Below are 26,361 nucleotides of genomic sequence, written 5' to 3'. Positions count from 1 at the left end.
ATGAACGAGAATAAAGGTTTTTGGTATGCCGATTGGTCATTTCCAATTTTTGTCGGCCTACTATCCTCTGGCGTCTTCGCCGGTACGCACATGTACTACCTCTACGGTATTGGCGCGTTCAACGAAGTCGCATTTGTCTCCATGCTACGTGCGGGAATGGATACCGGCGTTTATGGCGCGGTAGCCGCGTTTGGCGCGAGTTTTCTGTTCGCCCGTATCATTGAAGGCTCTCTGGTAGGGATTCTGGATATCGGCGGCGCCATCCAGACGGGGGTGGGGCTGGGTGTTCCTGCCTTGCTGCTCGGCGCAGGTTTCGTGTTTCCGGTGGCCAATTTTATCGCATCGCTCATTACCGGTTTGGTGATTGGTCTGGCTATCGGTTACGTCATCATTCTGGCGCGAAAATTCACCATCAACCAGAGTGACTCTACCTACGGTGCGGACGTGATGATGGGGGCCGGTAATGCATCCGGTCGATTCCTCGGCCCGTTGATCATTCTCAGCGCCATGACGGCCTCCATCCCGATCGGGGTCGGCTCTCTGCTTGGTGCCCTGCTTTTCTACCTGTGGCAGAAACCGATCACCGGTGGCGCGATCCTCGGCGCAATGCTGTTTGGCTCATTTTTCCCGGTGGCTATCAGCTAATTTTACGGGCGTCGATACGCCCGTTATAACAGGAGACTGACATGTTTGATTTACTCCTGCGCCGTGCGCGGCAGGCCGATGATACGCTGATTGATATCGCGATTAAGGACGGGCGTATCGCTGCCTTGGGAGAGGTCAGCGAAGTTGCACACAAGACATACGATCTCCGCGGAGAGCACTATGTCAGCGCAGGCTGGATTGACTCCCATGTGCATTGTTACCCAGCATCCCCTATTTATCATGATGAACCGGATAGCGTGGGGATCGCCACTGGCGTCACCACCGTCATCGACGCAGGCAGTACCGGCGCAGACGATATCGACGATTTTTATCGCCTGACACGTCAAGCTGCCACTGACGTTTATGCCTTGCTGAATATTTCCCGCATTGGCCTGATTGCCCAAAATGAACTGTCCGATCTGGCACAGATTGACAGCACGGCTATCCACGATGCCATCACACGCCACCCACGTTTTATCGTGGGTATCAAAGCGCGCATGAGTAGCAGTGTGGTGGGTGATAATGGCATCACGCCATTACAGCGCGCCAAGGCCATCCAACAGGAAAATGGCGATCTGCCGTTGATGGTGCATATCGGCAACACGCCGCCGAATCTGGACGAAATCGCGGCATTACTCACATCCGGCGACATCATTACCCACTGCTATAACGGCAAACCGAACCGTATTCTGACGCCAACCGGGCAATTACGTGCTTCCATGTCACACGCGCTTGCTCGCGGCGTCAGACTGGATGTCGGGCACGGTTCCGCCAGCTTTAGCTTTGAGGTGGCTAAGCAAGCGATAAGTCAGGGGATTCTTCCGCACACCATCAGCTCGGACATCTACTGCCGCAACCGCATCAACGGGCCAGTACACAGCCTGGCTCAGGTGATGTCCAAATTTCTCGCTATCGGTATGTCGCTCCAGCAGGTCATTAACTGTGTGACGAGCCACGCGGCGGATGGATTACGTCTGACGCATAAAGGGCGATTGGTCGTAGGACTCGACGCCGACCTGACGGTTTTTGACCTGAAGCGTGAACCAACGGTGTTTACCGATAGTGACAACGACCTGCTCCAGACAGAGCAAATTTTGGTTCCGCTGGCTGCCATTCGGGCAGGAAAGGCGTTTCTGACCCAACACGGGAGTGTTTTACATGCCTTCGATTTATGAAAAATATCATTTAAAACCGGTTATTAATGCCTCTGGGCGCATGACGATACTGGGCGTATCCACCCCACGTCCAGAGGTGGTGGAAGCCGTCAGCATTGGCATGAATCATTACTTTGAAATGAAAGAGTTGGTAAATAAAACTGGCGATTACCTTGCGCAGCGATTAAATGTGGAAGCTGCAACGGTAGTATCCTGCGCTTCCGCAGGTATCGCACAATCGGTAGCCGCCGTTCTGGTGAAAGACAGTGACTGGATGCTAGAGAATCTGCACGTTACCCCCATTGAAAACAACGAGATCCTGTTGCCAAAAGGCCATAACGTCAACTTTGGCGCACCGGTCGGCACAATGGTCGCGCTCGGTGGCGGCAAAGTAGTGGAAGCAGGCTATGCCAATGAATGTTCCCCACAGCAACTTGCCGCCGCCATCACCGAAAAAACGGCCGCCATTCTCTATATCAAGTCACATCACTGCGTACAGAAAAGCATGCTCAGCGTGGAACAAGCCGCCGCTGTCGCACATGAATATCACCTGCCACTGATCGTGGACGCCGCAGCTGAAGAAGACTTATGCCGTTATTATCAAGCGGGCGCAGATCTGGTCATCTACAGCGGCGCGAAAGCCATCGAAGGCCCCACCAGCGGACTGGTCATCGGTAAAAAACGCTATGTAGAGTGGGTTAAACGCCAGTCTAACGGGATCGGGCGAGCCATGAAGATCGGCAAAGAAGGCATTTTGGGTCTGACCTGCGCTATTGAACATTATCTTACCGCTCAAAAAGAAAGTGGCGCACAGATGGTGGAAAAGATGACGCCTTTCATCAACCAGCTCAACACGCTTAATGGCGTGTCCGCCCGCGTAGTATGGGACAGTGCCGGGCGCGATATCGCCCGCAGCGAAATCAAATTTGACGAAGCGATCACCGGCATTGCCACTGGCGATGTCGTCAATGCCTTAAAACAAGGTCAATACGCCATTTATTTCCGTGGCTACAAAGCCAATGAAGGCATTATCGAGGCCGACGTGCGCAGCGTTACGGCTGAACAACTGGACATTGTGTACCACAGCATTCGCAATGTGCTGAATCAGGAGGAAAAGGCATGAAGTTGTCCCCAAATTTTTATCACGATCGCGTCTGTCTGAATGTACTGGCAGGCTCAAAAGCAAACGCCCGAGCTATTTATGACGCCGCCGAGGGCCATGTACTGGTTGGTGTACTCTCTAAAAATTACCCTGACGTCGCCAGTGCGGTCGCCGATATGCGTGAATATGCCAAACTGATTGATAACGCGCTGTCCATCGGGCTAGGCGCAGGCGATCCCAATCAATCGGCGATGGTGAGCGATATTGCTCACGACGTACAACCACAGCACGTCAATCAGGTGTTCACCGGGGTCGCAACCAGCCGTGCACGACTCGGCCAATATGATACGGTCGTCAACGGTCTGGTTTCACCAACGGGCAAACCCGGCTGGGTAAAAATCTCAACCGGCCCGCTGAGCAGCCAGGCGACAGAGGGCATTGTGCCGATTGATACCGCGATCGCCTTATTGAAGGACATGGGCGGCAGCTCAATTAAATATTTTCCGATGGGCGGATTACAGTGTCGCGATGAATATCGGGCAGTAGCCGATGCCTGTGCACAGCATGACTTTTGGCTGGAACCCACAGGAGGTATCGATTTGGACAACATTGGCGATATTCTACAAATTGCGCTGGATGCAGGAGTAAGCAAAATTATCCCCCACATTTATAGTTCAATTATTGATAAAGCCAGTGGCGATACCCGACCAGACGACGTTAGCACCCTGCTTGCCATTGTGAAGCAGCGAGTATTGTGAAACGGCGAGAATTGTGAAACGGCGGGTTGCGTCGTCAGCAAGAGAAAAGGAGAACCGAGTGCAATTTCCCAATCAGCGTTTAACGCGGTTGTTTGATATGTTGCAAAACGAGACGCTGCCTCAGGATGAACTGGCGCAGCGCTTATCGGTCTCCACACGGACGGTTCGCGCCGATATTACCGCGCTTAACGCGTTACTGGCATGCCACGGCGCTCAGCTTGTACTCAGCCGTGGTAGTGGTTATCAGTTAAAAATTGACGATCCGACACGTTATCAGGCGCTACAGGAAACCCATTCGCCGCCACGACGTATTCCACGCTCTTCACAGGCACGTATTCACTTTCTGATGGTACGCTTTCTGACCTCTGCATTTTCCTTAAAACTGGAAGATCTGGCCGAAGCGTGGTTTGTCAGTCGAGCTACGCTACAAGGCGATATGGCAAGCGTGCGCGAATGGCTAGAACGCTATAATTTGACCATTCAAACGCGCCCACGTCACGGCATGAAGCTGTTTGGCGATGAAATGGCGATCCGCACTTGTCTCACCGATCTGCTGTGGAGCCTTCCCCCGCAGGATAGCGATATCACCGAGGAAGCGCTCACGCCCGGTGTACTGTCTCACCTAACGGATATCCTCCATGATTGCTTTAGTCGCTACCGCATTCGCCTGACCGATGAAAGTGAACGCTTCCTACGGCTCTACTGCGCGGTTGCCTTACGACGAATAGGCGAGGGTTACCCCTTACCAGAATTTACCGCCGACGAGGTGGATGACAATGTGCAACACGCGGCGCAGCACATCACGGGGACACTACAACAGCTGTCGGGCAAAATGCTCTCAACCGCCGAGGAAAACTGGCTAAAAATCCATATTGCTTCACGCCAGATCCAGGACATCGCCCCCAGTACGATCAGCGCTGACGATGACGAAGCGCTGGTCAATTACCTGTTGAGCTATATCAATACCCACTATAACTACAATATGGTTAACGATGAGCAATTGCATGCCGATTTGCTGACACACATTAAAACCATGATCACTCGCGTGCGTTATCAAATTAATATCCCCAATCCGTTACTGGATAACATCAAGCAACATTATCCCATGGCCTGGGACATGACGCTGGCTTCCGTATCGAGTTGGGGAAAATATTCGCCTTATACCATCAGTGAGAACGAAATTGGCTTTCTGGTACTGCATATCGGGGTGGGTCTGGAACGCCATTACAATATTGGTTATCAGCGACAACCTCGCGTACTGCTAGTCTGCGACACCGGTAACTCCACGGTAAGAATGATCGAAGCGCTATTATTGCGTAAATATCCGCAAGTTGAAGTTACGCGTACCATGACGCTACGTGATTACGAACTCAGTAGCGCCATCGATGAAGATTTCGTGATCGCCACCGTTCGTGTGACGGAAAAAGATAAACCCGTGGTGATCATGACGCCATTTCCCACCGACTACCAGTTGGAACAAATTGGCAAACTGGTACTGGTCGATAGAACACGACCATGGATTTTGGAAAAGTATTTCGACGCCGATCATTTTCGCATTATCAATCAGCCGATGAGTCAGCAAGCACTCTTCGAACAACTGTGCCATCAGTTGAAAAAAGAAGGCTATGTCGATGCCGATTTCTTTCCCTCCGTTGTCGAACGCGAATCCATCGTCAGTACTATGCTCGGCGAAGGTATTGCACTCCCCCACTCATTAGGATTACTGGCGCGGGAAACGGTGGTTTATACCGTATTGGCTCCACAGGGAATTCAGTGGGGTGATGAAACGGCATATGTCATTTTTCTGCTCGCTATCAGTAAAAATGAATATGAGGAAGCCATGGCGATTTACGATCTCTTTGTCACGTTTCTACGCGAACGAGCCACACCACAACTGCGTGATAGCCGGGATTTTGCGGAATTCAAGTCCGTGGCGATACGCTGCGTCAGCCGATTTTAACCGATACCGTCCAACCGATATAACCTGCCTGTAAACTACACGCACACCAACAAAAAAAGCACAGCCTAATGCTGTGCCTTCTTAGTAAGAACCAGAAGAGGGATTAACCCGCAACGGCGATACGTTTCATATCCGTCATGTAGCCACGCAGTTTACGACCTACGGCCTCAATGGGGTGGTTACGGATCGCTTCGTTAACATCACGCAATTGCGCGTTGTCAACATCCGTCGCGGCAACCGTTTTACCCAGATCGCCTGGTTGCAGGGACGCCATGAATTTCTCTTTCAGCAACGGTACGGCTGCATTAGCAAACAGATAGTTACCGTATTCTGCCGTATCAGAAATCACTACGTTCATTTCATACAGACGCTTACGTGCAATGGTATTCGCAATCAGCGGCAGCTCATGCAAGGATTCATAGTAAGCGGATTCTTCGATAATCCCCGCGCTAACCATCGTTTCAAACGCCAATTCAACACCGGCTTTCACCATGGCAATCATCAGCACGCCGTGATCAAAATATTCCTGTTCAGAAATCTTACCGTCGAACTGCGGTGCGTTTTCGAATGCCGTCTTACCGGTCTCTTCACGCCAAGTCAGCAGTTTTACGTCATCGTTCGCCCAGTCAGCCATCATACCACTGGAGAATTCGCCAGAGATGATGTCATCCATATGTTTCTGGAACAGCGGCGCCATGATGCCTTTCAGTTGCTCAGACAGCGCGTAAGCACGCAGCTTCGCTGGATTGGACAATCTATCCATCATCAGCGTGATACCACCTTGTTTCAACGCTTCGGTGATGGTCTCCCAGCCGAACTGAATCAATTTTTCTGCGTAGGCCGGATCGGTACCGTCCGCCACCAGTTTATCAAAGCTCAGCAAAGATCCCGCCTGCAACATACCACACAGAATGGTCTGCTCACCCATCAGGTCAGATTTCACTTCCGCAACGAAAGAGGATTGCAGTACGCCCGCACGATGACCACCAGTCGCCGCAGCCCAGGCTTTAGCAATCGCCATCCCTTCGCCTTTTGGATCGTTTTCCGGATGAACGGCAATCAGTGTCGGAACACCAAAACCGCGCTTGTATTCTTCACGCACTTCCGTACCCGGACACTTCGGTGCCACCATCACAACGGTGATGTCTTTACGAACCTGCTCACCAACTTCAACAATATTAAAACCGTGAGAATAACCCAGGGCAGACCCTTGTTTCATCAACGGCTGAACCGCCTGAACCACAGCAGAGTGCTGTTTGTCTGGCGTCAGGTTAACCACCAAATCCGCCTGCGGGATCAGCTCTTCATAGGTGCCCACCGTAAAACCGTTTTCCGTCGCTTTACGCCATGATGCCCGTTTTTCCGCAATCGCTTCAGCGCGCAGCGCATAGGCGATATCCAGACCGGAGTCACGCATGTTCAGACCCTGATTCAGACCCTGAGCACCACAGCCGACGATCACCACTTTTTTCCCTTTCAGGTAGCTCGCTTCATCGGCGAATTCATCACGTCCCATAAAACGACACTTGCCTAATTGCGCCAGCTGCTGACGCAGGTTCAATGTGTTGAAATAGTTAGCCATGTCATGCTCCGTATACGGTTTTGTTTGTCAGTTATTCAGAAAAGGATTCCCGTCAGATGGGAATTCACTATGACCCCATCATATGACAGGAAATGCGTTGCTTAAATTGATATATTAACAACGTCATATTGCAAGATCTGCAAGGTAAAAACGAGGCTCGCATCGCATGGATTTACGTGATCTTAAATTATTCCTGCATTTGGCAGACAGTCGGCACTTTGGTCGTACTGCCAAAGCGATGCACATCAGTCCGTCAACACTGTCACGACAAATCCAGAGACTGGAAGACGATCTCGGGCAAACGCTGTTTCAACGTGATAACCGGACCGTGCAACTCACCGACGCGGGGGAACACCTCAAGCAGTTTGCCCAGCAAACGCTGTTGCAATATCAGCAACTCCGACACGCCATTGGTCAACGCGGGCCGTCACTGAGCGGGGAGTTACGTATTTTCTGTTCGGTAACAGCAGTATATAGCCACCTGCCCCCGATTCTCGATCGCTTTCGGGCCGAGCATCCGCTGGTGGAAATCAAGTTAACCACCGGTGATGCCGCTGACGCCGTGGAAAAAGTACAGTCAAACGATGCAGATCTGGGCATCGCTGGACACCCGGAGACATTGCCCACCAGCGTGGATTTTATGCCTATCGGTAAAATTCCACTGGTACTGATTATCCCTGCGCTACCGTGTCCGGTGCAGTCTCAGATGAAAGTGTCCTCTCCTGATTGGGCACAGATCCCCTTTATCCTGCCGGAGCATGGGCCAGTGCGTAAACGCATTGACGTCTGGTTTCGCCGCCATCACATTACTAACCCGCAAATTTATGCCACGGTATCTGGACATGAGGCAATGGTATCGATGGTCGCGCTGGGTTGCGGTATTGCACTCATTCCGGATGTGGTATTGGAAAATAGCCCTGAACCCGTGCGCAATCGTGTTTCTGTGTTTGCCGAACAGGCGATGGAGCCATTTGAGCTCGGCGTGTGTGTACAGAAAAAACGGCTCAGTGAGCCGCTTATCGCCGCGTTCTGGAAAACGCTTGCGGATAAATCATGAGTACAGCGAACCTCGACAGATAAATTGCAGCGCGATTAGCCAGCGTAGGCTGGCTCCAGTAATAGTTCCCTATTTTTAACCGAATGACCTCATTCCTCGCATGACTGGTGTGACTACATCTATCGCTCAGAAAGCTCAACCAGTTGACGAAATAAACGCGTCAGGCATTTTGTTTTGCTACGGGCCAAGATATAGCGAGAAAATTTACTCATCTGAAAAAAGGTTTTATCACCAAAACCATCGATGATTTTAAATCTGTATTTCCCATCACTAAAAGTGTAAACAATATTCTTACAGTGAAGAGAATTAATAATAACGTTGGTCGTCATAAACCAAGATAACAGCACATTAAGCTGATCCAGTTTTTCTTTATTCAACTCACCCGCTAACGCAAGATCATACAACGTCGGCGCAATGTCGCCATTCTGGTCTGTTTCTTTGCGAACGATCTCACCTAGCCCCAGATTAGTTTCGACATACCCTTTGATAGTCTGAATATATTTTTGATCCTCTAACGATTTAGCCGTGCATGCCTTAATTTCCAGCCGCATTTCGCGTACTTTACTGCGGTATTTTGGAATACTTGGGATCACGACCTTAATGATTAGAGCATCATCATCGGGATATTGATAAACAAGCCTATCATTTCCTTTTGCCAGAAAATGTTCATCGGCTAATGTTATAAACGCACACATTCAATCTCATCCATGACTGATTAAATAGAAGAGACAGTACCTCTATCCAACGTCAAGGGCAGCGATAAATGCATCTCGTTGATGCTCTATTTACTCTATTACGACACTATTGCCACACTACCGCTCAAACCATTTATCCATGGGGAATGGTTTCGTAACAGATTCCGTTTCCTGAGCCGCTTTCTTCATCGTTTCGATTTTCATCAAATAGTGATAAAGCGGTTCAAGCTGGGTAAAACCCTGAGCGAGCGTCTTCACCAAATCGCCGGAGAATAGCGCTTCCATATCATTACGGGTACAGATTGCCGCGAAAGATTTGCGATTGTACCAATCGGCCAGTTCCGGTGCCTGATCCTTCACCAATGGCCGCTTGTAACTTTCCCCTTCCAGCGTAAAGGTATCCTTCAGACATCCTGCAACATCAAGAAATCCCTGTGGGTTGCCGCTCAAGGTCTGTCGGAATAAGTCCATCGTCTGCCGTGTCGCGCTGTAGTAACCCAAACCGTAACGCCAAAAATCGGGCGTAATTTCAAAAAAATAGACCGGTGCATCCGTCCAGTCTTTCCGGGTTCGCTTGAACGTCAGCCACATGTGGCTGCGATAGCGAGACTTATCATGCGAGAAACGCGTATCACGGTGAATACGGGATAGCGTTTTACCAATAGCGGGTCGCGTCTCAAAATGATCGTCGATCTGTAACATGGTCAGGCTGAGTTCATCAACCAATGCCCGGAATGGAGCAACGAGTTGTTCGTCGTAAACGATACGATGCTCATCAAACCATTCTTTGTCATTGTTTTGGCGGACTTGCAGCAGGAACGTCAACCCTTGCTGAGAAAAACCATTGAAATACGATGCCATCACGCTCTGTCATCCATGCTGTCTAAATAATGGTATTAAAGATAACGCTCCCATGGGGGAAATACCACAGGGAACCTATTTGAATGCGGTTTAGCAATGCCAATAAGGCAAGATCCATAGAAGGCCAAATAACGAACACAGCCAACGCACATACAGCTCGAAGTATGACAAGTAGAGTTATTTTGCATTGAGAAGTAATAGACAAATAACCATAATATTTGACTTAATTTAGAACATGCTACCGTTGTCAATATGTTAATATTGCGCCGATTAAATTTAGTAATTATTAACCTATCCCCTAAATAATTCGAATTGCATGACAATAGTGGGGCGAGGCTCATGGATGAACCGAGTAATGAGCGACGCCAACGCCGCAGGCAACTTGAAGTATGACGGGTATAAACGATCCCTAATGAGGTAGTGGTATAATGAAGGCAACATTCAAACTTGGGTTAATCTGTCTCGCTGCACTTTCTGTTTCTGCCTGTGATGATTTAGATCCAACAAGCCAGAAAGGCGTATTTTCTTACAGTAACCCTACCACCAATAATATGACATTCAAGGTTGATGGGAAAAGTTATGATGTATTGCCAGGCCATAAGGATACCCTCAAACTTTCACCAGGTGAGCACAAGTTAGAAAACAGTAAAGGTGATACCTTTTCATTCATGGTTTTTGATAATAATAATGGCGGGATCATTAATCCGGAAAACCACGTTTATTACACATTATCAGAAGTTTATGCGGTTGAAGGAAAGGAAAAAAGTTTCAAACCGGCTACTTATGAAATCACGATTAATGGCCATCAATTAGAGATGAGCGCCAGAAGTGCAAACGCCTCTGTCATTGATGCAAATATGTTTAAATGCAGCTATGGACTGGGGGAACCTTTCCCTGAATCAATTACTACCCGTGACAAAAAATCAAACGGCAATATCCTATCTAAATGTTTTGATAAACCAGAGCTGATTAAATACATTGCCGATCAGTACGGTGAAAACCTTGCCGTTAATTCCCCTGATGGTGAAAACAAAGATTCGATCAACATGGCTTTTAGCTATGATATCCCTACCACAAACGGGCTTGATCCCAAAATCCAAACGCAGGCAGAAAAGCTGGTAAGCTTATTAAAACAGTTAAAGGAAACCAACGATGTTGGCATCCATAAAGAGTTGTACAAACAATATAGTGATATTCAGTCCGATTTGATAAAAGCATCAGTGAACAGCGATCGCTCTAATAACACCTTAGAACAGAGAGAAAAATACAACGATTTTTCTCGCCAAGCGGGCGTTTTAGTCAGCTATGGTATTTGGGCTAAATAACTGAGCGTAAATATTGACAAAAAAGGCCATTGCAAAATGGCCTTTTTTACTTTTGATACGCAATATCATCTCAGCGAATCCAGCGTGAGATTGTCAATAATGCCAATCTCACGCCGCAGGCTATGCTTTCGCCAAATAACCTATATTTGACAACATGACCTACCCCGCCAAAAAGAAACGGAAAGCCGGGTTGTGCGTTTCATCATGACATTCATAGCCCAAAGCCTGTAGATGCTGCTCAAACTCGGGATCTTGCTCATCCAGTTCGAACGCCGCTAATACACGACCAAAATCCGTACCGTGACTGCGATAATGGAACAACGAGATATTCCAATGCGTACCCAACGTGTTGAGGAATTTCAGCAACGCCCCTGGTGACTCTGGAAACTCAAAGCTATAGAGACGCTCCTGTAACGGTTTAGAAGGGCGTCCACCGACCATATAGCGAACATGCAACTTCGCCATTTCATCATCGGACAAATCCACCACTTCATAACCATCAGCAGACAGCTCTGCGATAATTTCCTCACGCTCAACGTAGCCTCGCGTCAGACGCACACCGACAAAAATGCAAGCATTCTTGGCATCCGCATAGCGATAGTTAAATTCCGTGACTGAACGACCACCTAGTAATTGGCAGAACTTAAGGAAACTTCCCTTTTTCTCTGGGATCGTCACCGCCAACAGGGCTTCGCGCTGCTCACCGAGTTCACAACGTTCGGAGACATAACGCAGACCGTGGAAGTTCACGTTAGCGCCAGACAAGATATGCGCCAGGCGTTCACCTTGAATCTGGTGCTGTTGAATGTACTTTTTCATCCCCGCTAACGCCAGCGCACCAGAAGGCTCTGCTATCGCTCGAACATCTTCAAACAGATCCTTCACCGCTGCGCAAATCGCATCGCTATCAACCGTGATGACATCGTCCAAATATTCCTGACACAACCGGAACGTTTCATCACCAATACGCTTAACCGCGACGCCTTCGGCAAATAACCCCACGCGAGGAAGATCGACCGGGTGACCCGCATCCAACGCCGCCCGCAGGCAGGCAGAATCCTCGGCTTCTACGCCAATGACCTGGATCTGCGGCATCAGTTGCTTGATCAACACCGCGACGCCGGCGGCTAACCCACCGCCACCGACGGGCACAAACACCCGGTCCAGATGCGCGTCTTGCTGCAACAATTCCAACGCCAGCGTTCCCTGACCGGCGATCACCGCCGGATGATCGAACGGCGGCAGGAACGTCATATGCTGTTGCTGTGACAGCTCAATCGCTTTGGCCTTTGCCTCATCAAAGTTGGCACCGTACAGCAACACTTCGCCACCAAATCCCCGCACGGCGTCAACTTTAATATCGGCAGTTGCCACCGGCATGACAATCAGCGATTTGATGCCAAGCTTACTGGAAGACAACGCCACACCTTGCGCATGATTGCCTGCTGAGGCAGTCACTACGCCATGTGCTTTCTGCTCATCACTCAGCCCGGCCATCATGGCATACGCGCCACGCAGCTTGAAGCTGTGTACGGCATGTCGATCTTCACGCTTAACCAAAATGACATTACTCAACCGTGAAGAAAGCTTGTCCATTTTCTCCAGCGGGGTGACTTGAGTGACTTCATACACCGGTGAACGCAGGATCGCCCGAAGGTATTCCGCGCCCCCCGGCGCGGAAGGAAGTGGTTGTGATACCGCCATTAGCATTAGCCTCCCAGCTTGCTCTTATCGCGCACCGCCCCTTTATCCGCGCTGGTTGCCAAACTGGCATAAGCGCGTAGCGCAAACGAAACCTGACGATCGCGATCGTGCGGTGTCCAGGCGGCGTCGCCTCGCGCCAGTTCAGTGTCACGGCGGTTGGCTAATTCATTTTCCGCCACTTCCAGCACGATGCTACGGCTTGGGATATCAATGGCAATCATGTCACCATCCTGAACCAGACCAATCGTCCCACCATTCGCTGCTTCCGGTGAAGCATGCCCAATCGATAGACCGGACGTTCCTCCAGAGAAACGACCATCGGTAATCAGCGCACAACTTTTACCCAGCCCCATCGATTTGAGATAGGTGGTGGGATACAGCATTTCCTGCATTCCCGGCCCGCCTTTCGGCCCTTCATAACGAATCACCACGACGTCGCCAGCGACCACTTTGCCACCAAGAATGGCTTCAACAGCATCATCCTGGCTTTCGTACACTTTCGCTGGACCACGGAAAATCAGGCTACCTTTATCAACACCAGCCGTCTTGACGATACACCCATCTTCGGCAATGTTGCCGTACAGAACAGCCAACCCGCCATCCTGACTGTATGCGTACTCACGAGAACGAATACACCCTTCCTGACGGTCTACATCCAAAGAATCCCAGCGGCAATCCTGAGAAAATGCTTTCGTCGTGCGAATACCCGCAGGGCCAGCGGAATACATCTTCTTCACGCTGTCATCATGTGTCACCGTTACGTCATACGTTTCCAGTGTCTGTGACAGAGTCTTACCCAACACATTATTCACATCGCGATTCAATAATCCCGCACGATCCAGCTCACCCAGAATACCGATGACCCCACCCGCACGGTGTACATCTTCCATATGATATTTCTGCGTACTCGGTGCGACTTTACACAGGTGAGGAACCTGGCGTGACAAACGGTCGATATCTGCCATCGTGAAATCGATATCGCCTTCCTGCGCCGCCGCCAGTAAATGCAATACCGTATTGGTGGACCCACCCATCGCGATATCCAACGTCATGGCGTTCTCAAATGCCGCTTTATTGGCAATGCTACGCGGCAATACGCTTGCGTCATCCTGTTCGTAATAACGCTTAGCCAAACCAACAATGCGTGACCCCGCATTCAGGAATAATTCTTTACGATCGGCGTGTGTCGCCAAAAGAGAACCATTACCCGGCTGAGAAAGCCCTAACGCTTCGGTCAGACAGTTCATTGAGTTTGCCGTGAACATCCCCGAGCATGAGCCACAGGTTGGGCAGGCAGAACGCTCAATTTGTTCACTATCGGCATCGCTGACATTGGGGTTTGCCCCCTGAATCATCGCATCGATCAAATCCAGTTTAATGAGTTGATTGGAAAGCTTGGTTTTACCCGCTTCCATCGGCCCGCCGGAGACAAAAATGACAGGGATATTCAGGCGCAATGATGCCATCAACATTCCCGGGGTGATTTTGTCGCAGTTGGAGATACACACCATGGCATCAGCACAGTGGGCATTCACCATATATTCCACTGAATCGGCAATCAGTTCACGAGAAGGCAGAGAATAGAGCATGCCGCCATGCCCCATGGCAATGCCGTCATCAACGGCTATCGTATTAAATTCTTTTGCAACGCCGCCGGACGCTTCAATTTGCTCGGCAACAAGTTTTCCCAAATCACGCAGGTGAACGTGACCGGGAACAAATTGGGTGAATGAGTTAACGACCGCAATAATGGGTTTACCAAAATCGTCGTCAGTCATTCCGGTGGCGCGCCACAAAGCTCTGGCCCCGGCCATATTACGGCCGTGCGTGGTTGTGGCTGAACGGTACTTAGGCATGCTCTTATTACTCCAATAATAACGTAATGGACGACAGCGGAACGAACCATCGTCTGATTTTATCTCTAGTAATTAACGGTTTACTGGATCCAACCAGCCCCACTTATCTTCCGTTTCACCCGTGAATAGGCCAAAGAACGCCTGCTGCAATTTTTTCGTGACCGGGCCGCACTTACCAATACCAACCTGAATACCATCAACACTGCGAACCGGCGTGATTTCTGCGGCAGTGCCAGACATAAAGACTTCATCTGCCAGATACAGCGATTCACGCGACAGCACCTGTTCACGGATTTCAAAGCCCAGACCTTTTGCCAATTTGATAATGGCATCGCGGGTAATGCCCGGTAGTGCAGAAGAGGTAAACGGCGGCGTGAAGATAATGCCATCTTTCACTTCAAACAGGTTCTCTCCCGCGCCTTCAGACACGTAACCATGAACATCCAGCGCGATCCCTTCCTGATAACCGTGACGGCGCGCCTCACTTCCTACCAGCAGAGAAGACAGGTAGTTGCCCCCCGCTTTTGCGGCGGTCGGTATCGTATTCGCCGCTGCACGATTCCAGGATGACACCATGGCATCAATCCCCTGGTCCAGCGCTTCTTCACCCAAATAAGCGCCCCACGGAAATGCCGCAATGATGACATCAGTTTTATAGCCGTCTGGCGGATTCACACCCATGCCGACATCGCCAATAAAGACCAGCGGGCGAATATACGCACTGGCCAGATTATTTTTACGTAGCGTTTCACGACACGCTTCCATCAACTCTTCAACACTCTGCTGTAGCGGCATACGATAGATCTTGGCGGAATCATGCAAACGCTGCATATGCTCACGATGGCGAAATACAACCGGGCCTTTATGCGAGTCGTAACAGCGGACCCCTTCAAACACGGAAGTACCATAATGCAATGCATGCGACATCACATGGACTTTCGCCTCTGCCCACGGCACCATTTCACCGTTAAACCAAATGTAGTCTGCTTTCTTTGTCATTTTTTATTTCCCTTACGTTGTACGTTAAGCACTGATCTGCTGTGTTGCCGCCATCGGTTGAATATCAACATCGGAGATATCGAGTAATTTACTCAACTGCGCCGACAATAAATCTACCGGACGATGACTGGCAACGGTCAGTTCAATATTAATATGTTCATTATTTGTCGTCTGTACCATGTTCATGGCGCAGACCTTAAAACCGCGGTGGCGGGTAACGCGTAAAACACGTTCCAAAACTTCGGGGCGGAAACGTGCCTGAATGGAAAGCTGATGATGCATCATTCTATTTTCTCCAATACTGATATTCGGTTTAGCCAGCCATTACTCGGTTTTATCCAACATCGTTTCATTACCGGCACCGGGTGGAACGAGAGGCCAGACGTTTTCATACTCATCGATGGAGACATGCAGTAAGTAAGGCCCCTGGCTGTTAAACAGGGCATCCAATGCAACATCAATCTGGTCTTTACGCGTGATACGTTGGCCGGGGATATCAAAAGCGCTTGCCAACGTCAGAAAATCGGGGTTATCGGAGAGATCGGTTTCACTGTAACGCTCATCAAAAAACAACTGCTGCCATTGTCTCACCATGCCTAAGCGTTGGTTATCCAGCAAGACGATTTTTAGTGGCAGCCGTTTTCGCTTGATGGTGCCCAACTCCTGAACATTCATCATGAAAGAGCCATCTCCCGAAATACAGATGACCATGTCTTCCGGACGGGAAACCTGTGCGCCAACGGCGGCGGGGACACCGAACCCCATCGTACCCAACCCGCTGGAAGTGATGAAATTTTCTGGCCGGCTGAACGTCATGTGCTGAGCGGCCCACATTTGATGCTGTCCAACATCTGTTGTCACTACCGTATCTGCGCTCATCCGTTCAGAAATGGTCTTTAACAACGCTGGCGCATAAATGGCCTGGCCCGGATGGTCATAGCGCCATGGATACTCGGCTTTCATCATCGCTGCTTGTTGCAGCCATTCATCAATCTTCAACGTCTGTTGCAATGCGGGCAACAGCGCGTTCAAGTCACCCTGTAATGTCACGTTCGCCTGACGTAGCTTACTCAGTTCTGCCGGATCGATATCCATATGGATCACCTTGGCATGTGGAGCAAACGTACTCAGTTTCCCCGTCACACGATCGTCAAAACGGGCACCGACTGCGATTAACAGATCGCATTCCTGTACCATCAAATTGGCTGCTTTGGTGCCGTGCATACCAATCATTCCCAGATAGGAAGGGTGCGCCGCATCGACAGCCCCTAATCCTTTCAACGTGACGACCGAAGGCATACCGGTAGTGGATAAAAACTCACGCAGAGCAGGAACCGCGTGCGCCATACCCACACCACCACCCGCATATAACACCGGTTTTTTAGCGTGCGCCAACATGTCACGCGCTAATTCAATATTCTGAGCGGGAAAATCAAAGTGATTATCAACAGGCGCAACGTGTGGGATAAAATCGCCGACAGCCAGTTGAATATCTTTGGGAATATCAACCAGAACCGGACCGGGACGACCACTGCTGGCAATCGCGAACGCCTCGGCCATAACTTCAGGCAGAGACTCCAGTGACTCAACCAGGAAACTGTGCTTTGTACAGGCAAGCGACAATCCTAAAACGTCAATCTCCTGAAAGGCATCAGTCCCTATCAATGCCGACCCAACCTGTCCCGTGATCGCAACAACGGGAACAGAATCCAGCAGAGCGTCGGCCAGACCCGTGATCAAATTCGTTGCGCCGGGGCCGGAAGTTGCAATACAAACACCCACTTTCCCTGTAGCGCGAGCATAACCAATCGCGGCCATCGCAGCACCTTGTTCATGACGACACAACAGGTGTTTTACGCCACCATCATAAAGCGCATCATAAACGGGCATTATCGCCCCACCGGGATAACCAAATACCGTTTCCACGCCCTGTGCTCGCAACGCTTGTACCACCCACTGAGCCCCATTCATAGTTATTTCCCCGACATCTTATGGGAATAACAGAATTTTATGCTGACATTCATTTTCTGTTCCCTTACGTTAACTATTACGCCCAACAAAAAACCCCCGACCTTTCGGTGCGGGGGTTTTCTTGAATTCGGGCTTGATTTTTAAGCCATTCTTCGTCCAAGTGCTGCCCCGCACGGTGGGATAATAATCACCACCACGCTAATCACGACTAGGCTAATCACTAGGGATAGGGCTTTCATAAATAGGTTGTTCAATCATCTATTGTCGAACGAATGCCTACAGAGTTATCACAGTCAGCCGTATGATGACAACATTTTTTTATATTATTAATTTTCAACCTTACGGTGAAAACATAAAAAAATAGAGTTGAATCATAGGGTAGAGCGTCATCTCTCTATTTTCATCCATTCACCAAAAATGATGAGAGCAGACAGATAAGTTAAACATGGCAATGCAGATCGCATGAATGACGCAAGCGAATGCAAAAAAGCATTTTTCTTCGATACGGCCTCGCAAACCCATCATATCCCCCTCCCTTCCAAAACAGCGATAACGCATCATGTCGCCACGTACAAAAGGGGGAAAGAATGTCACTGGCGGTCACCTATACCCGGGCGATGATAGGCATAGAAGCACCGGGAGTGTACATCGAGGTACACATCAGTAATGGATTACCCGCATTAACACTGGTTGGCTTACCAGAAACCACCGTTAAAGAAGCACGAGACAGAGTACGTAGTGCGCTCATCAACTGTGGTTTTACCTTTCCGGCCAAACGGATAACCGTCAATCTGGCTCCAGCAGATCTGCCCAAAGAGGGAGGGCGTTACGATCTCCCTATCGCGCTGGCGATTTTGGCCGCTTCAGAGCAGATCAATGGAGAGAAGTTGAGTCGGTATGAGTTTCTGGGAGAATTGGGGCTATCCGGCACGTTACGCGGCGTCAATGGCGCGATTCCGGCTGCGCTAGAGGCGATAAAATCCGAACGTCAGTTGATTTTGCCCGAAGACAACAAACTGGAAATGGCACTGGTTCCTCAAGGTGAAGCACTCATGGCCGGACATTTGCTACAAGTTTGCGCGTTCTTACAGGGTGAGGAGGCATTACTCCACAGTCACGATGTCCCTCCACTAACAAAATTCGATGATGACGCTCCCGACCTTCAAGACATCATTGGGCAAGAACAGGCTAAACGGGCGTTAGAAATTACAGCCGCTGGTGGTCACAATTTGTTGTTGCTCGGCCCGCCGGGCACAGGGAAAACCATGCTTGCCAGTCGGCTTGGCAACCTGATGCCGCCGTTAAGCGATGAAGAGGCCTTGGAAAGTGCAGCGGTAAATAGCCTGATTAACATTGATGTCACGATGAAACACTGGCGAGCGAGGCCCTTCCGTGCCCCACACCACAGTGCATCCATGACGGCATTGGTCGGCGGCGGTGCCCTCCCCAAACCAGGAGAAATATCGCTTGCACATAATGGCATTTTATTTCTGGATGAACTTCCCGAATTTGAGCGACGTGTATTGGATTCACTACGAGAACCACTGGAATCCGGTGAAATTATTATTTCCCGTACCCGTGCCAAAGTCCGCTATCCGGCGCGGGTGCAGCTCGTTGCCGCCATGAATCCAAGCCCCTCAGGCCATTATCAAGGCGTCCATAACCGATTGCCTGCGCAGCAAGTGCTACGCTACCTCAGCAAACTGTCCGGTCCGTTTCTTGATCGTTTCGATATTTCTATTGAAGTGCCGCTATTACCTCCCGGCGTTTTACGCCAACAGCGTATTCAGGGAGAAAGCAGCGCGGTTGTCAGGGAACGAGTGTTGTGTGCAAGACAGAGACAAATTCATCGCGCCAGTAAAATTAATACACTACTGAAACCAAATGAAATTGAGAAATATTGCCGACTGGCAGGGGAAGACGCGGCCTATCTGGAAGAAGCGATGAGCAAGCTGGGGCTATCCGTACGCGCCTGGCACAAAATATTGAAAGTAGCCCGAACCATTGCCGATCTTGCCGACCAAGCCGATATCCAGAGAAAACACCTTGCAGAAGCCCTAAGCTACCGCTGCATGGATCGTCTACTCATACAGTTGCATCGGAACCTTGGCTGAAATACTCTCGCATCGATAATCGAGCCAGAGACAACCACTTGTGTTTAGCCATTTTAGCCACTAAGGGATGAGCACGGCATTCTGTTGTCGGCGTAAAAATGGGGCTTACCGCCCCATTCTCTTACTAATCATCACTTTCGGTGTATTCTTCGACCGTATCCATCTGCGGTTTTCCGCCGGACAACGTGTGGAAGCGTTTAGGACGACGAATACGATCTAAATATTTAGACCATATCTTTTCCTTATCCGTCTCAGCCTTACGTTCACCTCGGCACATTGCAACAAACAGAACCTCTTCTTCGGTAACCGGTTCACGTTTGCCCAGATCGAGTTCATTAAAGGCATAACCATGGCGTTCCAGCACTTGTGCTTCTTTAATTGTAAAGTCGCCGTGTCGGGAAAAACCGCGTGGATAAAATTTGTTATCAAAAAAACGATTATTAGTAGAGAAGCTTTCCGCCATCTTACACGCTCCTAATTCTTCTATGGTCGTGTTGTTTATGGCGCGGAGTATTAGATAGGCTTGACATTGTGTAAAACAAAACATTTAAATCATTACGACAAAAATTTTTGGAGATGGGCGTGGATAGCGAATTACTAAAAACCTTTCTGGAAGTCAGCAGGACAAGACACTTTGGCCGTGCCGCAGAATCGCTTTATCTGACACAATCAGCCGTAAGTTTTCGCATTCGTCAGTTAGAGACCCAACTTGGTGCAAATTTATTTACTCGTCATCGTAACAATATCCGTCTGACACCTGCTGGAGAGCGGCTTCTACCCTACGCAGAGAGCCTGATTGGTACCTGGCAGATTGCCAAAAAAGAGGTCGCTCGTTCTCAACAACACAGTCTCCTGTCCATTGGTGCGACCGCGTCATTATGGGAAGCATACCTCACACCCTGGTTACAATCGCTCTACCAACAACGACCATTATTACAGTTAGAGGCCCGCATCGCGCTGCGTCATTCATTGGTAAAACAACTCCATGAGCGCCAATTAGATTTGTTGATTACGACAGAACAACCCAAGATGGAAGAGTTAGCCAGTCAACTATTGGGCAATTTTTCACTCTCACTTTTCACATCGGCAGAGAATGAAAATAACCAGGCGTTGCCTTATATCAAACTTGAATGGGGAGCCGATTTTCATCAGCAGGAAAGTCGATTGCTGCCTAGCGAGCAGCTTCCTGTACTCACAACCACATCCGCATACCTTACCCAACAACTGTTAACGACCACAGGTGGCTGCGCATTTCTACCCAGCCACTGGCAACACCTTTATCCTCATCTGCGGGTGTTGGAGGACACACTTCCTGTCGTTCGCCCCTTCTATGCCGTCTGGTTGCAAAACAGCGATCAACAGGCGCTCATTCGCCAATTGCTCAAAACCCCAATTGCGCTGTCAGCATAGCTAATCGGTTATTTAAGCACGCCTGGTCAACCAGAACGTGCTCAATACTTTTTGCAACCCAATGAAAACCAACAGCAGGAATCCAATGACAATCTTTGTCCACCACGAACTCAGTGTGCCATCAAATGTGATATAGGTTTGGATGAGCCCCTGAATTAATACGCCAAACAGCGTCCCCAGTACCGTACCAACGCCACCAGTAAGGAGTGTGCCACCAATCACAACCGCCGCAATCGCATCAAGCTCCACACCGCTAGCAGCCAGTGCATAACCCGCGGAGGTATAGAGTGAAAAAATAATACCGGAGAGAACAGCAAGTGTGCTGGACAACATGTAGATATGGATAGTTGTTCGTCGTACAGACACTCCCATCAACTCAGCAGAATAGCTACTGCCGCCAATGGCATAGACTCGATTGCCAAAGCGGGTGCGGTGTGCCAGTACAATACCGATCACAACCACAATAAGCATAATTAAAGCCAGAAAAGTAAAGCGACCGCCGCCAGGTACACGCCATGCCAAGCTCGCCAACTGCGTATAAACAGGATGGTCGATAGGTATCGATTCTTCCGATACAATAAAACTCATACCACGTACAAAAAACATCCCTGCCAACGTGATAATAAAAGCGGGTAGTTTCATCGTATCAATGATCCATCCCATGAAAGCGCCAAACATCGCGCCCATCACCAATGCAATCGCAAATGCGGTAAAGGGATCTATCCCGTAAGTTCCGATCAGCTTGGCTAACAACACGCCGGTAAATGCGATGACAGACCCTACAGACAGGTCTATCCCTCCCGATAAGATGACAAAGGTCATCCCTACGGCCACAATGCCCAGGAACGCGTTATCGGTCAGTAAATCAAAGAAAACCCTCGAAGAAGCAAACCCTGGGAATTGACTGACACAGAACAGATAACCAACAATAAATACCACCATGGTCATCAGCAGGGGAAAATTTCGTTTCAACATTATCCGAACCTCCTGAAAATAGAGCGGAATGAGAAACGCGGCGATTGCATGATCAAGACGACCAGCACAACCAATGCTTTCAGCACCAGATTAAACTCAGGCTGGTACCCTGAGAGTAAAATACCGGTATTCATACTCTGAATAATGAGTGCACCAATGACAGAAAGTAGTAAATTGAACCGCCCCCCTAGCAAAGATCCCCCACCAATAACCACTGCCAGAATCGCATCCAGTTCCAGCCAAAGGCCCGCGTTATTCGCATCCGCGCCCCGGATATCGGCAGTGACAATCACCCCCGCTACCGCAGCACAGAGACCACAGAGAACATAAACCGTCATCAGGACCAACTTGGTACTGACACCAGCATTACGAGCAGAACGTAAATTAATGCCGACCGATTCAATGAAAAGCCCCAGCGCACTTTTGCGAGTCAGCAACCAAAGCAACAGCAACATTGAGCAGGCAATAATGACGGGCATTGGCATATAGAACAGCGAACCGCTCCCAATCTTAGCCAGGCCAGCATGGTCAAAAGTAATAATTTGGCCCTCAGTAATGAGCTGGGCGATACCGCGCCCAGCGACCATCAACATCAGAGTCGCCACAATCGGTTGGATTTGCAGGATCGCCACCAGAAAGCCATTCCATAACCCACATAACGCGCCAACGGCTAAGGCGGCACACAGAACAAATGGGAGTGCATACCCTTGTGCTGTGAGCGTTGCTGCCGTCGCGCCAGCAATTGCCATCACTGCCCCAACGGATAAATCAATACCTCCCGTCGCGATAACCAGTGTCATACCCAATGCCAACAGCGCAACGGGGGCACCACGGTTCAGAATATCGATCAGACTACCGAACAAGCGTCCGTCCTGTACGTGCAAAGAAAAAAAGTTGGGTGCAACCAAACTGTCAATCAGCAAGATGGCTATCAAGGCAAAAAGCTGAGGCATTCCCTTCGAAAACGTCCAGCGAACTTGCCTGACAGGCTGAGCTTTCATGTCTGTCATTTACGACTCCTTATTGCACCGCTATCGCTTGCATAATCGCTGCTACCGATATTTCATCGTGGTCCAGATGAACGATGTGCTGGCGATCGCGTAGAACAACAATGCGATCGGCATAACCCGTCAGTTCCTCCAGCTCCGAAGAGATCACTAATAAGGCCATACCTTGCTCACACAATTTCTCAATGAGCCGTATGATTTCAGCATGTGCACCAACATCAATACCGCGTGTTGGCTCATCCAGAATTAAAAAGCGAGGTTCGGTCGCCAGCCATCGCGATAGCAAAACCTTTTGTTGATTCCCGCCAGATAAGTATTGAATTTCCTGCTCAGGACTGGGAGTACGGATACCAAGCAGTTGGATAAAACGTTCGGCGATGCGAGTTTGCTCTCGCAGAGAAATCGGTTTCAACCAACCTCGTTGTGCCTGGAGCGCTAGAATAATGTTCTCCCGTACCGTTGCCGCGCCCACGATACCATCCGTCTTACGATCCTCAGGGCAGTAGCCAAACCCCAGCTTTCCTGCTTTGCGTGGCGCACGTATGTTCACCCGCTTACCATCAACTCTGGCTTCCCCTCTGTCGGGCGTCTTAATACCAAAGATAAGCTGTGCCGTTTCGGTTCGCCCCGAACCGAGTAGCCCGGCCAAACCAACAATCTCTCCAGGATGAACAGAGAGATCAAAGTCATTAATCAAACCACGTCGGCCGTACTGTTTGAATTGCACAACCGGATAGTTAGTAACGCGATTATGCTCGCCACGCTTGAGTAAATTTTCATCAAAGCTGTGTCCAAGCATCATTTGTACCAGCTCAATACGCGGTAATTCGCTGGTCGGCAACGTACCAACTAATTTCCCATTACGTAATACGGTAATACGATCGCTAATACGGTAGACTTGATCAAGAAAGTGCGTGACGAATATCATGCCAACGCCCTGGCTACGTAGCTGCCTTAATATATCCAGCAGCATATCGACTTCTTTAGCATCCAAACTCGCCGTTGGTTCATCAAGGATCAGAACTTTGGCAGAAAGATCTATTGCTCTGGCTATGGCTACAATTTGTTGAATGGCAATTGAATAATTTCCCAATTGCTGGCTGACATCAATATTCAAGCCATAATTTGATAATAATTTTTCAGCCTGGTTGATAATACGCTTCTGATCAACAATACCAAATCGCGTTGGCTCACGACCAATAAATAAGTTTGCTGCGACCGATAAATTCGGTAATAAATTAACTTCTTGATATACCGTGCCAATACCTAATGATTGAGCATGCGCGGTATTAGTTGGGTTAATAGGCACACCCTCAAGGATAATTTCTCCAGCGGAACAACGATAAACACCTGTTAGCGCCTTGATTAGAGTGGATTTCCCTGCTCCATTCTCTCCTAACAGAGCAACGACTTCTCCACTATCGAGCGTGAAGTTGACGCCATCCAACGCCTTTACTCCAGGAAACTCAACGCTCATGCCTCGAATATCTAATAACCGTGCAGTTTCCATCTGTTTCACCTATACAAGAACCCAATATGTCAGGAGTTGTCCGTCATACTTCAAGTTATATATGAGTGAGTTTGCTACCTTCCTGCAAAATAAAATCTATTGGCTAATCGCTGGTAATGGCGAGTGAATACCCGCCATTATGAGTATTAATAACCCAGATCTTTTTTAGCCTCATACTCCTGCTTTGCGGTATCTTGCAATAATAATCGAGATTCTGTCTGAATAAACTTCTCCGGTTGCTTCCCTTCCTTTTTCATTGCCAATAATGCATCAAATGCAGGACCAGCCATATTTGGTGTTAATTCAACTGTTGCATTTGCTTCACCATTCATCATGGCTTTGAAAATATCAGGCACACCATCAATAGAGACCACTTTTATTTGTGATCCTGGTTTTAATCCCGCTTCCTTAATAGCCTGAATTGCACCAATAGCCATATCATCATTATGAGCATAAACAGCACAGATATTTTTTCCGTTCTGCTCTGCTTTAATAAAGCTTTCCATGACTTCTTTACCCTTACTACGGGTAAAGTCTCCCGACTGAGAACGTATGATTTTTACTTCAGGCGCAGCAGCGATACCATCGGCAAACCCTTTCTTTCTATTTATCGCCACGCTGGCACCGACCGTTCCTTGTAGCTCAACAACATTACAAGGTTTGCCTGCCACTTCCTTCACCAACCATTCCCCTGCTACCTTTCCCTCATAAACGCTATCAGAAGCAATGGCCGCGATATACAAAGAAGGGTCGTTCACTTCGATCGTTCTATCGAGTAAGAACACCGGAATATTTGCCTCTTTAGCTTCCTGCAATACGGGAGCCCAACCTGTAGCGACAACAGGGGCAATAAAGATGGCATCTACACCTTGTGCAATGAACGATCTCACCGCTTTAATCTGATTCTCTTGTTTCTGTTGCGCATCAGCGATTTTTAACGTTATGCCACGCTTTTCAGCCTCAAGTTTCGACACTTTAGTTTCCGCAGCACGCCACCCAGACTCAGAACCTATCTGGGAAAAACCTACCGTCAACGGTTTTGCCTGCGTAGCACCACATAGTGCCGCACTAACGGCAACAGCTATCAGTAAACGTCTGTACATATTTAAACTCCTTCTGTGTAGTCTTACCGCTACCTAGTCAGATTTCAGGTACAGCATAACGCTACAGATTCGTGCTATAGCGCTACCGGTGTGATATTCACAACTACCCTGACAAGTGAATGCAACCTGATGGCATATGCTAGGAGGCTATTCCTGACGTTCAGGTAGTAATTAGTTTTAGTGCAAATATCAAACAAGTTGGATGAGCAAGGTCACAACCTGGCATTACGGTGATTTTGTACATATTTACAGCTAAACGAGCACGATCCTAAAACACAAGATCAAGTATCACTATTGATTCAATAACAATGTATTGAATCGATCAGAGCTTCATTTCAGGGGAATAACTGGGAAAAGATTGGTAGCAGCAACGAGACAGGATTGAGGATAAATACAAACAAAAAAAACCCTTCACAATATGTGAAGGGTTCTATTTGGCAGGGGCGGAGAGACTCGAACTCCCAACACCCGGTTTTGGAGACCGGTGCTCTACCAATTGAACTACGCCCCTAAATAGGGTGGCGGAACGGACGGGACTCGAACCCGCGACCCCCTGCGTGACAGGCAGGTATT

At 49.1% G+C, this 26,361-nt stretch carries 23 protein-coding genes and 1 tRNA gene; 9 read left to right on the top strand and 15 right to left on the bottom strand.

Annotated features, from left to right (window positions below):
* Genes ACKPVM_RS07550 through ACKPVM_RS07530 form a run of 5 tightly spaced genes read left to right on the top strand, consistent with a single transcriptional unit; the run spans position 1 to position 5,619 of the window.
* A complete protein-coding gene (locus tag ACKPVM_RS07550; RefSeq protein ID WP_409308648.1) occupies positions 1-645 on the top strand; it encodes a DUF4310 family protein in 645 nt (214 codons plus the stop codon).
* 41 nt (positions 646-686) lie between these two features.
* Positions 687-1,820, top strand: coding sequence for an amidohydrolase/deacetylase family metallohydrolase (locus ACKPVM_RS07545; RefSeq protein WP_409308287.1), 1,134 nt, complete (start codon positions 687-689; stop codon positions 1,818-1,820).
* Positions 1,804-2,922, top strand: coding sequence for a DgaE family pyridoxal phosphate-dependent ammonia lyase (locus ACKPVM_RS07540; protein ID WP_409308285.1), 1,119 nt, complete (start codon positions 1,804-1,806; stop codon positions 2,920-2,922). Before ACKPVM_RS07545 ends, ACKPVM_RS07540 begins: the two co-directional genes overlap by 17 nt.
* Positions 2,919-3,659: a 2-dehydro-3-deoxy-phosphogluconate aldolase gene (dagF, locus tag ACKPVM_RS07535; protein ID WP_409308284.1), complete on the top strand. Its 741-nt coding sequence runs from the start codon at positions 2,919-2,921 to the stop codon at positions 3,657-3,659. The genes ACKPVM_RS07540 and dagF overlap by 4 nt, the downstream gene beginning before the upstream one ends.
* A 58-nt stretch (positions 3,660-3,717) precedes the next feature.
* Positions 3,718-5,619: a BglG family transcription antiterminator gene (locus ACKPVM_RS07530; protein ID WP_409308283.1), complete on the top strand. Its 1,902-nt coding sequence runs from the start codon at positions 3,718-3,720 to the stop codon at positions 5,617-5,619.
* A 103-nt stretch (positions 5,620-5,722) separates the two neighbouring features.
* Here the strand turns inward: ACKPVM_RS07530 and ilvC are convergent, their stop codons facing one another.
* On the bottom strand, positions 5,723-7,201 hold the full coding sequence (ilvC, locus tag ACKPVM_RS07525; protein WP_409308281.1) for a ketol-acid reductoisomerase: 1,479 nt from the start codon (positions 7,199-7,201) through the stop codon (positions 5,723-5,725).
* Between the two features lie 166 nt (positions 7,202-7,367).
* On the opposite strand from ilvC, the gene ilvY reads away from it, so the two are divergent.
* The gene (gene ilvY / locus ACKPVM_RS07520; RefSeq protein ID WP_409308279.1) at positions 7,368-8,258 is read left to right on the top strand and encodes an HTH-type transcriptional activator IlvY; all 891 of its coding nucleotides are present in this window, start codon (positions 7,368-7,370) and stop codon (positions 8,256-8,258) included.
* Between the two features lie 119 nt (positions 8,259-8,377).
* Here ilvY and ACKPVM_RS07515 read toward each other — a convergent pair whose 3' ends face one another.
* Together ACKPVM_RS07515 and ACKPVM_RS07510 are read right to left on the bottom strand one after the other, a co-directional pair.
* Complete coding sequence (locus tag ACKPVM_RS07515) at positions 8,378-8,953, bottom strand: YrbL family protein (protein WP_409308277.1); 576 nt, start codon at positions 8,951-8,953, stop codon at positions 8,378-8,380.
* A 117-nt stretch (positions 8,954-9,070) separates the two neighbouring features.
* Positions 9,071-9,814, bottom strand: a complete 744-nt coding sequence (locus ACKPVM_RS07510; protein ID WP_409308647.1) for a DUF2461 domain-containing protein — start codon at positions 9,812-9,814, stop codon at positions 9,071-9,073.
* Positions 9,815-10,242: 428 nt separating this feature from the next.
* Here ACKPVM_RS07510 and ACKPVM_RS07505 point away from each other — a divergent pair, with 428 nt between their 5' ends.
* Positions 10,243-11,139, top strand: a complete 897-nt coding sequence (locus tag ACKPVM_RS07505; protein ID WP_409308275.1) for a hypothetical protein — start codon at positions 10,243-10,245, stop codon at positions 11,137-11,139.
* Positions 11,140-11,298: 159 nt separating this feature from the next.
* Here the strand turns inward: ACKPVM_RS07505 and ilvA are convergent, their stop codons facing one another.
* From ilvA to ilvL, 6 genes are all read right to left on the bottom strand, one after another.
* Positions 11,299-12,843 carry a threonine ammonia-lyase, biosynthetic gene (gene ilvA, locus ACKPVM_RS07500; protein ID WP_409308273.1) on the bottom strand — a complete coding sequence of 515 codons (1,545 nt, stop codon included), beginning with the start codon at positions 12,841-12,843 and terminating at the stop codon, positions 11,299-11,301.
* 5 nt (positions 12,844-12,848) lie between these two features.
* Positions 12,849-14,699 (bottom strand): dihydroxy-acid dehydratase, encoded by a 1,851-nt coding sequence (ilvD, locus tag ACKPVM_RS07495; RefSeq protein ID WP_409308271.1) that lies wholly within the window; start codon positions 14,697-14,699, stop codon positions 12,849-12,851.
* A 72-nt stretch (positions 14,700-14,771) separates the two neighbouring features.
* The gene (locus tag ACKPVM_RS07490; protein ID WP_409308269.1) at positions 14,772-15,698 is read right to left on the bottom strand and encodes a branched-chain amino acid transaminase; all 927 of its coding nucleotides are present in this window, start codon (positions 15,696-15,698) and stop codon (positions 14,772-14,774) included.
* Positions 15,699-15,722: 24 nt separating this feature from the next.
* Complete coding sequence (gene ilvM / locus ACKPVM_RS07485; RefSeq protein ID WP_409308267.1) at positions 15,723-15,983, bottom strand: acetolactate synthase 2 small subunit; 261 nt, start codon at positions 15,981-15,983, stop codon at positions 15,723-15,725.
* Between the two features lie 39 nt (positions 15,984-16,022).
* Complete coding sequence (gene ilvG, locus ACKPVM_RS07480) at positions 16,023-17,669, bottom strand: acetolactate synthase 2 catalytic subunit (RefSeq protein ID WP_409308265.1); 1,647 nt, start codon at positions 17,667-17,669, stop codon at positions 16,023-16,025.
* Between the two features lie 140 nt (positions 17,670-17,809).
* A complete protein-coding gene (ilvL, locus tag ACKPVM_RS07475) occupies positions 17,810-17,908 on the bottom strand; it encodes an ilv operon leader peptide (protein ID WP_071531109.1) in 99 nt (32 codons plus the stop codon).
* A 348-nt stretch (positions 17,909-18,256) separates the two neighbouring features.
* Between ilvL and ACKPVM_RS07470 the strand changes: the two genes are divergently transcribed.
* The gene (locus ACKPVM_RS07470) at positions 18,257-19,783 is read left to right on the top strand and encodes a YifB family Mg chelatase-like AAA ATPase (RefSeq protein ID WP_409308262.1); all 1,527 of its coding nucleotides are present in this window, start codon (positions 18,257-18,259) and stop codon (positions 19,781-19,783) included.
* 124 nt (positions 19,784-19,907) lie between these two features.
* Here the strand turns inward: ACKPVM_RS07470 and ACKPVM_RS07465 are convergent, their stop codons facing one another.
* Positions 19,908-20,246, bottom strand: a complete 339-nt coding sequence (locus ACKPVM_RS07465; protein ID WP_409308260.1) for a MaoP family protein — start codon at positions 20,244-20,246, stop codon at positions 19,908-19,910.
* 119 nt (positions 20,247-20,365) lie between these two features.
* Here ACKPVM_RS07465 and hdfR point away from each other — a divergent pair, with 119 nt between their 5' ends.
* Complete coding sequence (gene hdfR / locus ACKPVM_RS07460; protein WP_409308259.1) at positions 20,366-21,193, top strand: HTH-type transcriptional regulator HdfR; 828 nt, start codon at positions 20,366-20,368, stop codon at positions 21,191-21,193.
* A 12-nt stretch (positions 21,194-21,205) separates the two neighbouring features.
* Here hdfR and yjfF read toward each other — a convergent pair whose 3' ends face one another.
* From yjfF to ACKPVM_RS07435, 5 genes are all read right to left on the bottom strand, one after another.
* Positions 21,206-22,168: a galactofuranose ABC transporter, permease protein YjfF gene (yjfF, locus tag ACKPVM_RS07455; RefSeq protein ID WP_409308257.1), complete on the bottom strand. Its 963-nt coding sequence runs from the start codon at positions 22,166-22,168 to the stop codon at positions 21,206-21,208.
* Complete coding sequence (gene ytfT / locus ACKPVM_RS07450) at positions 22,168-23,178, bottom strand: galactofuranose ABC transporter, ATP-binding protein YtfT (RefSeq protein WP_409308256.1); 1,011 nt, start codon at positions 23,176-23,178, stop codon at positions 22,168-22,170. Before ytfT ends, yjfF begins: the two co-directional genes overlap by 1 nt.
* A 10-nt stretch (positions 23,179-23,188) precedes the next feature.
* Complete coding sequence (gene ytfR, locus ACKPVM_RS07445; protein ID WP_409308254.1) at positions 23,189-24,685, bottom strand: galactofuranose ABC transporter, ATP-binding protein YtfR; 1,497 nt, start codon at positions 24,683-24,685, stop codon at positions 23,189-23,191.
* A gap of 146 nt (positions 24,686-24,831) precedes the next feature.
* The gene (ytfQ, locus tag ACKPVM_RS07440) at positions 24,832-25,788 is read right to left on the bottom strand and encodes a galactofuranose ABC transporter, galactofuranose-binding protein YtfQ (protein ID WP_409308252.1); all 957 of its coding nucleotides are present in this window, start codon (positions 25,786-25,788) and stop codon (positions 24,832-24,834) included.
* A gap of 435 nt (positions 25,789-26,223) precedes the next feature.
* Positions 26,224-26,299: transfer RNA gene (locus ACKPVM_RS07435), tRNA-Trp, on the bottom strand.
* Between the last annotated feature and the right edge of the window lie 62 nt (positions 26,300-26,361).

The sequence above is a fragment of the Pectobacterium hainanensis genome, from assembly GCF_046237015.1.
Classification (GTDB): Bacteria; Pseudomonadota; Gammaproteobacteria; order Enterobacterales; family Enterobacteriaceae; genus JBJYIN01.
The sequence above is the reverse complement of the archived record's forward strand: the minus strand, read 5'-3'. Positions and strand labels throughout refer to the sequence as shown.

What these genes read in the sequence shown, in the direction of transcription:
- ilvY (WP_409308279.1), top strand. Translation starts at nt 7,368, where the DNA reads ATGGATTTACGTGATCTTAAATTATTCCTGCATTTGGCAGACAGTCGG.
- ytfQ (WP_409308252.1), bottom strand. Translation starts at nt 25,788, where the DNA reads ATGTACAGACGTTTACTGATAGCTGTTGCCGTTAGTGCGGCACTATGT.
- ACKPVM_RS07505 (WP_409308275.1), top strand. Translation starts at nt 10,243, where the DNA reads ATGAAGGCAACATTCAAACTTGGGTTAATCTGTCTCGCTGCACTTTCT.
- ilvL (WP_071531109.1), bottom strand. Translation starts at nt 17,908, where the DNA reads ATGAAAGCCCTATCCCTAGTGATTAGCCTAGTCGTGATTAGCGTGGTG.
- ilvD (WP_409308271.1), bottom strand. Translation starts at nt 14,699, where the DNA reads ATGCCTAAGTACCGTTCAGCCACAACCACGCACGGCCGTAATATGGCC.
- ilvC (WP_409308281.1), bottom strand. Translation starts at nt 7,201, where the DNA reads ATGGCTAACTATTTCAACACATTGAACCTGCGTCAGCAGCTGGCGCAA.
- ytfR (WP_409308254.1), bottom strand. Translation starts at nt 24,685, where the DNA reads ATGGAAACTGCACGGTTATTAGATATTCGAGGCATGAGCGTTGAGTTT.
- ACKPVM_RS07550 (WP_409308648.1), top strand. Translation starts at nt 1, where the DNA reads ATGAACGAGAATAAAGGTTTTTGGTATGCCGATTGGTCATTTCCAATT.
- ACKPVM_RS07465 (WP_409308260.1), bottom strand. Translation starts at nt 20,246, where the DNA reads ATGGCGGAAAGCTTCTCTACTAATAATCGTTTTTTTGATAACAAATTT.
- ACKPVM_RS07545 (WP_409308287.1), top strand. Translation starts at nt 687, where the DNA reads ATGTTTGATTTACTCCTGCGCCGTGCGCGGCAGGCCGATGATACGCTG.
- ilvG (WP_409308265.1), bottom strand. Translation starts at nt 17,669, where the DNA reads ATGAATGGGGCTCAGTGGGTGGTACAAGCGTTGCGAGCACAGGGCGTG.
- ACKPVM_RS07470 (WP_409308262.1), top strand. Translation starts at nt 18,257, where the DNA reads ATGTCACTGGCGGTCACCTATACCCGGGCGATGATAGGCATAGAAGCA.
- ytfT (WP_409308256.1), bottom strand. Translation starts at nt 23,178, where the DNA reads ATGACAGACATGAAAGCTCAGCCTGTCAGGCAAGTTCGCTGGACGTTT.
- ACKPVM_RS07515 (WP_409308277.1), bottom strand. Translation starts at nt 8,953, where the DNA reads ATGTGTGCGTTTATAACATTAGCCGATGAACATTTTCTGGCAAAAGGA.
- ACKPVM_RS07510 (WP_409308647.1), bottom strand. Translation starts at nt 9,814, where the DNA reads ATGGCATCGTATTTCAATGGTTTTTCTCAGCAAGGGTTGACGTTCCTG.
- dagF (WP_409308284.1), top strand. Translation starts at nt 2,919, where the DNA reads ATGAAGTTGTCCCCAAATTTTTATCACGATCGCGTCTGTCTGAATGTA.
- ACKPVM_RS07540 (WP_409308285.1), top strand. Translation starts at nt 1,804, where the DNA reads ATGCCTTCGATTTATGAAAAATATCATTTAAAACCGGTTATTAATGCC.
- ilvA (WP_409308273.1), bottom strand. Translation starts at nt 12,843, where the DNA reads ATGGCGGTATCACAACCACTTCCTTCCGCGCCGGGGGGCGCGGAATAC.
- yjfF (WP_409308257.1), bottom strand. Translation starts at nt 22,168, where the DNA reads ATGTTGAAACGAAATTTTCCCCTGCTGATGACCATGGTGGTATTTATT.
- ACKPVM_RS07490 (WP_409308269.1), bottom strand. Translation starts at nt 15,698, where the DNA reads ATGACAAAGAAAGCAGACTACATTTGGTTTAACGGTGAAATGGTGCCG.
- ilvM (WP_409308267.1), bottom strand. Translation starts at nt 15,983, where the DNA reads ATGATGCATCATCAGCTTTCCATTCAGGCACGTTTCCGCCCCGAAGTT.